5 protein-coding genes are annotated in these 6,275 nt (G+C 36.7%); all 5 read left to right on the forward strand.

What is annotated here, in order from left to right:
- The first annotated feature begins 10 nt into the window (after positions 1 to 10).
- Complete coding sequence (locus LKD20_RS07685; protein ID WP_227721367.1) at positions 11 to 1,183, forward strand: glycosyltransferase family 9 protein; 1,173 nt, start codon at positions 11 to 13, stop codon at positions 1,181 to 1,183.
- Entirely contained in the window at positions 1,170 to 1,496 is a 327-nt protein-coding gene (locus LKD20_RS07690) for a hypothetical protein (protein ID WP_227721368.1), read from the forward strand. The genes LKD20_RS07685 and LKD20_RS07690 overlap by 14 nt, the downstream gene beginning before the upstream one ends.
- 527 nt (positions 1,497 to 2,023) lie before the next feature.
- On the forward strand, positions 2,024 to 3,376 hold the full coding sequence (locus LKD20_RS07695) for a pyruvate carboxylase subunit B (protein ID WP_119206482.1): 1,353 nt from the start codon (positions 2,024 to 2,026) through the stop codon (positions 3,374 to 3,376).
- A 426-nt stretch (positions 3,377 to 3,802) separates the two neighbouring features.
- Positions 3,803 to 5,143, forward strand: coding sequence for a sensor histidine kinase (locus LKD20_RS07700; RefSeq protein ID WP_227721369.1), 1,341 nt, complete (start codon positions 3,803 to 3,805; stop codon positions 5,141 to 5,143).
- A complete protein-coding gene (locus LKD20_RS07705) occupies positions 5,140 to 5,829 on the forward strand; it encodes a response regulator transcription factor (protein ID WP_004693664.1) in 690 nt (229 codons plus the stop codon). The genes LKD20_RS07700 and LKD20_RS07705 overlap by 4 nt, the downstream gene beginning before the upstream one ends.
- Positions 5,830 to 6,275 lie beyond the last annotated feature (446 nt).

Genomic DNA, 6,275 nt, shown 5'->3' on the forward strand with positions numbered 1-6,275 from the left:
AAGGATATATATGAATATATTATTTGTACGACTCAGCTACATAGGGGATATACTACATGCCACACCTGCTGCGCGCTGGATCAAAGAGCATTACCCAGAGGCAAAGCTACATTGGATCGTAACCCCTAGTATGGTAGAACTTTTACAGGGAAATCCCTATGTAGATGAAATCATTCCTTGGGAGCGGGATGAATACGAAGCACATTCTAAAAAACTACATATTCCAACGATGTGGCGCATGTGGTGGGAACTTAGAGATAAGTTAAAACCATACAAATTTGATGTGGCTGTCGATGTACAAGGGCGACTCATAACAGGGCTCGTTTTATTGGCATCAGGTGCACCTATTCGCCTTGGGCTTGGTGGTACAAAAGAGCTAAATTGGATGTTTACTAACTACAAGGCAAAGCCGAGTACAGATCATGTCATTAAGCGCTATATAGAGGTTGCTAAATTACTGAATACAGCCGTTGTAGAGCATAGTGGATTAACTACATCTACTACTGTTATCGCCGATGATGAAAAACCTTGTATAGTCAACGGTTCTAATGGTAAACGGTTATACCACATGGATTTTTTTGTACCCTCCGATTTGCATGCTTGGGCAGAAAATCAGTGGGAATCAATCAATTATGACACCTCCTTAAATCGCGGAGAGGTGGACAAGCCACTGCGTATAGGTCTTGTCCTAGGCACATCTTGGGCGACGAAAGAGTGGCCTCAAGAGAAATGGTATTCTCTCATTAAATCTCTCCAGTATAGAGCCAATTTTGTGTGCTTAGGCGGTCCAAAAGAGGCAACTCAATACAAACCGTTGATGGACTCCATAACGGCTGATGGCCTTGATAAAATTATGCTGAATATGTTGGGGAAAACCACACTTCAAGAGGTAGGGGCTTTAATTGAAAGTTGCGATGTAGTAGTGACTGCTGATACGGGTGCATTGCATATTGCACTAGCTTTAAATAAACCTGTTGTCGCGCTTTTTGGACCTACAGATCCTAAGCTGTGGGGACCGTTGACGGGGAACTTTAAGGTTCTTGTTAATGATGAGTTAGATTGCTTAGGATGTCGTAAACGACGTTGTCCTAAGCCTGATCAATATTGTATGTCTGGTATTGAATCGGTACGCGTGAAAAAGGCAATTTTCGAATTAATAGGAGATAAACATGGCAAAGTTTAAAATTCAAAAAGGCTTATCCGATGCGGATATGATGAAAAACTTTAAAGATACTGAAAATTTTGAAGAAACAATGCTTGATAGAGAGCGTTCTGCTAAGAAACCTGTCGTATATCAAAGTCCAAAACAAAAGGAAGATGCATTCTATCGTGAATTCCTTACAGAGAAGGTAGAAACTTTAATTGGTAAAATGTTGCTCGATATTAAGATGGAATACTTCAAAGAAGGTGAGGGTGCATTCTCTATCCAAGTTAAACGAGATGGTAAAAATATCGTTCTTGAAACGGCACCAAAAAAGGTAAAACCTGAAAAATAATATAATAATAATTGCTTACTATAAGAACCTACCTATAAAAGGTAGGTTCTTTTGTATATTTATAAATCACAATAATACAGGTGCATTATCAATAAAAGTGATGAGCTCATAAGTGTACCGATGATTATCGAAGTACTAGATTTATAAATACCGATATACTTTGGCGGCTGGCCAATAATAACTAAAAATTATTGCGATATAAATTTTGGTTTCTCATTAAAAAGAGAAATTACAAAGAAATTAAATTGATTAAAAATACATGTTAAATCCTAGCTTCTTAGCACTTTATTGTGATTTCTATCACGAAAAAATCATAATTGAATACATGAAATCATGAGTAAATAGCATAATGTGGTTGTTGACAAAGAATTCTATAAGTAGTCTAATATAAGTATGTCTTAACGATTGCTTGAGTATTTGCTCGTGTGAGCAAGTGCTATAAAAATCGTAAAAAAATAGGTATGAGATAGTTATGTAGTGGATGTATAAAATTACATGCATAAACTATTTCGATTTGGAGGATTAACATGGCTAAAAAATTAAGAATCTGCGAAACCGTTCTTCGCGACGGTCATCAATCTATTTTGGCAACACGCATGCGTTACGAACAAATGGAACCAGTGCTTGGCCTTTTAGATGAAATTGGTTATGAAGCTCTTGAATGTTGGGGCGGCGCTACTTATGACAGCTGTCTTCGTTTCTTGAATGAAGATCCATGGGAACGCCTTCGTAAATTGAAATCCAATTTGAAAAACACTCCACTACAAATGTTACTTCGTGGCCAAAACTTGTTGGGCTACAAACACTACTCTGATGATGTAGTAGAAGCATTCTGTAATGCAGCTGTAAAAAATGGTATTGATCGTATCCGTATCTTCGACGCATTGAATGACCCTCGTAACATGGAAGCTGCTATTAAGTACTCCAAAAAAGCAGGCGCACACGTTCAATCCGCTATGGTATACACAATCTCCCCAGTTCATACAACTGAAAGCTTCTTGAAAGTAGCTGAAACATTGGTAGAAATGGGTACAGATTCCTTATGTATCAAAGATATGTCCGGTTTGTTAGGACCTGCTGATGCATATGATTTGGTTTCCACATTCAAAAAACGTTTTGGCGAATTGCCAATCGACTTGCACAGCCATTTCACTTGCGGTCTTGCAAGCACTACATACTGGGAAGCTGCTAAAGCTGGCGTAGATATCATCGATACTGCTATCTCTCCATTCGCTCATGCAACTAGCCAACCAGCTACTGAAACTATGATTGAAATGTTCAAAGGCACTGAATGGGATCTTGGTCTTGACCTTGATAAATACATTCCATTAGTTGACCACTTCCGTAAAGTAAAACAACAAATCGCTGAAGAATTCAACTTGAAACCAGCTAGTGATGTAATCCCAGCAGTTCGTCGTTACCAAATTCCTGGCGGTATGTTGTCCAATACTCAAAACCAATTGAACGAAATGGGTATGGGCGATCGCTTCTTCGACGTTATGGATGAAATGCCACGCGTACGTGAAGACTTGGGTTACCCTCCATTGGTAACTCCAACATCCCAAATCGTTGGTACAATGGCTATGATGAACGTTATGATGGGCGACCGTTATAAAATGGTTCCTAACGAAGTTAAAGACCTTGTACGCGGTAAATACGGTGCATTGCCTGGTAAAATTTCTGATGAAATCCGTCACACTATCATCGGTGATGAAGAACCTATCACTTGCCGTCCAGCAGATCTTATCGAACCTGAATTGGAAGGTTACCGTCAAGATTTAGCTTCCAAAGGCTACAATGGTATCACTGACGAAGACGTATTGACTTACGCTATGTTCCCAGAAGTTGCTATTAACTTCTTCGATGCAAATCGTCGTTAATCCAAATATTAAAAGAGGATTCCTTAGGAATCCTCTTTTTTTGTGTTTACATAGTAATCATAAGGTTGAAAAATATAGATGATGTAAACGCGTTTTTTTGGATATGATATTTTTATATTTAGAGAGTTTATAAAAAATATAGAGATTATTGTAAGGGGGGGATATAAATATTTGTATTTTATGTCCAAAAAAATACTTGTATCGCATTTATGTAATTCGCCCGGATGCGTGTGGATTGTATTAAAAGTTATAAAATGCTAGATAAAATAAGGCTTACCGTACTTATATATCAACTATTAATTATAAACTGATGATGAATAAAAAATGAAAGCTACATTATTTTTTTGATTAATATACTTGCTTTAAGTATTAAAAATAGCGTAAACTATAAGGAGTATCTAAGATTTATGATATTGAGGTAACCCTGTGAATTTACAAATACGGATTTGGATATCCAATGTTGTGCTCTTTGTAGTGCCTATTTTGATAGCAATTATCTTATTTTTGCTATACTTTACAGGTCTGCGCATATTGGCTAATGCCGGTTACTATTTGCGTATTGAGCAGGAACAACAGTTTAAAAGTGTCAGTCGAATCACTGAAACAATTACCTTTTATGGTTTAGAAAACAACTTAATAGATAGCTTAGTCAAGCCTAGCTATAGCCTGCTGGATCCAAAGGAAGTATATGTAGAAGTACTAGATCAAGGTAATATGGTGTATAACTATGGTAATCCTCAAATCTATAGTGCCTCTGCTATTGTTGGCCTTATTGATGTAAACCCTGAATTACAAGGTATCGTATATCAGTCCAATAATACTTTCGTATATGAAATGAGGAAATACGATGGGCGTCATGCTTACGTATATCATATTGCTATAAAGCGAGCTACTCATGGTAGTGATAGTTTAATGGAATCAGTTTCCTTCTATATTATTGTAGTGGCTATATTACTCTTTATTGTTACCTTCTTTGCTATTAACCGATTTGTTACACGCTTCATTATGATTCATGTTAAGAATATGACAAAATCGTTAGAAATGGCCAATCGTCAGATTGAAATGGAACAGGAACAACAAAAAGAGTTGTTAGCAGGGATATCCCATGATATCCGAACACCATTAACAGCTATTAAAGCCTATGCAGAAGGTGTTCGTGATGGTATTGCACCAACAGAAGAGCAACAAAAACGCTATATGGGAATCATTTTGAAACGGGCTAATGATTTAGATTCTATGTTAGAGGAATTGTTCCTTATTACAACATTGAATTATAAGAAAGAGTCACGTCCATCTGAACGAATTGAACTTGGTCAATATGTACGTGATTTTGTTGAAGATCATTTGGCTCCTTATCAAACAAGAGGACTTGAAATCAAATCCCGCATAGCAACTGAAAATGCTTTTATTAATGCAAATCCACAATTGTTACAACGTGTTTTGCAAAATGTGTTGAATAACAGTGCTAAGTATAAAATGGCCGATATTGGTCATTGTGTGATTGATGTAACTAGTGATGATGATTATGTATACTGTGTTATCAGTGATGATGGCCCAGGGGTACCGCCGGAATCTCTAGAGCGTCTAATGCGCCCGTTTTACCGTGTAGATTCGTCTCGTACGAACCCACAAGAAGGTAGTGGTCTTGGATTATCGATTATTCGTCGAATTATGGAAATCTTTGAAGGCCGAGTTGTGATTGAAAATGTAAGACCACATGGTCTACGTGTTATATTAGAATTTCCTAAACAAGGAGAAGAATCATGAGTGAACATATCTTAATTATTGAAGACGATTTGGATATCGCCAATATTGAGCGTGATTATTTAATGGTGGCAGGTTATGATGTTACGATTATGACTAATGGTACGGATGGTATTGAGGCTGCTTTAAATACTCCTGTAGACCTTATCATCCTTGATGTTATGTTGCCAGAAATGGATGGTTTTGAAGTTTGTCGCCAAATTCGTGACAAGGTTCGCGTACCAATTGTAATGGTAACGGCTCGTCTTGATGATATTGATAAAATCCGTGGCTTAGGTGTAGGCGCTGATGACTATATTGAAAAACCATTCTCTCCATCTGTATTGATTGCAAAAATCAAAGCTATGCTAGCTCAATATAAACGGTTAACAGAGCGTGATGCGATGGAAACTAATGCTATTCAATCCGGTGAGATTCGCCTTGATCCTAAGATGATGAAAGTTTGGGTAAACGAAAAAGAAGTTCACCTTAAAAAGAAAGAGTTTCAATTATTAGAATTTTTAATGCGTAACCGTGATATCGTATTTAGTAAAGAAGAATTATACTCTCGCGTTTGGGGGCTAGACTCCTATGGTGATTATGCAACAGTAGCTGTACATATCAACCGTTTACGTGAAGAAATTGAAGATAATCCATCAGATAGTAAACATATTATTACCGTATGGGGTGTGGGTTATAAATTTGTTTGATAACTGAAAAATATATTCATACTATATTCACGTTATTCGTGGCTGTTGATTAAATATGAATTTATCGAGGGTTATTATATAGATATAATCAAAGTTTTAACAATATTTTATAATGTTACTTTGATAATTTAGATATACAATGTATACTAATTCTAGTAAGGCTGAAGTTTGATTCCGGAAAAGTACAAACTAAACTTCTCTCTCTTAATAAGTTCTCTCTCAAACTTTTCTGGGTCATATATACTCTCTCTCAACAGTCCTTACACTCTCAAACTATATGCATAAAGGGCATTTGCTAGCGACGGCTAGTGAATGCCCTTTATGTTTTATATGATAGCTTTATATAGAACTTTTGGTTCGTGTTATTTCGGGTTATAGGACAAAAAGTGTTGCTGTTAATGCCGATGGAACTAGTTAAATACTAGCTCTATCGGCATTTTATCTTT

Origin of the sequence: Veillonella fallax (assembly GCF_020687175.1) — a bacterium.
GTDB classification, from domain to species: domain Bacteria; phylum Bacillota; class Negativicutes; order Veillonellales; family Veillonellaceae; genus Veillonella; species Veillonella fallax.

What these genes read in the sequence shown, in the direction of transcription:
- LKD20_RS07685 (WP_227721367.1), top strand. Translation starts at nt 11, where the DNA reads ATGAATATATTATTTGTACGACTCAGCTACATAGGGGATATACTACAT.
- LKD20_RS07690 (WP_227721368.1), top strand. Translation starts at nt 1,170, where the DNA reads ATGGCAAAGTTTAAAATTCAAAAAGGCTTATCCGATGCGGATATGATG.
- LKD20_RS07695 (WP_119206482.1), top strand. Translation starts at nt 2,024, where the DNA reads ATGGCTAAAAAATTAAGAATCTGCGAAACCGTTCTTCGCGACGGTCAT.
- LKD20_RS07705 (WP_004693664.1), top strand. Translation starts at nt 5,140, where the DNA reads ATGAGTGAACATATCTTAATTATTGAAGACGATTTGGATATCGCCAAT.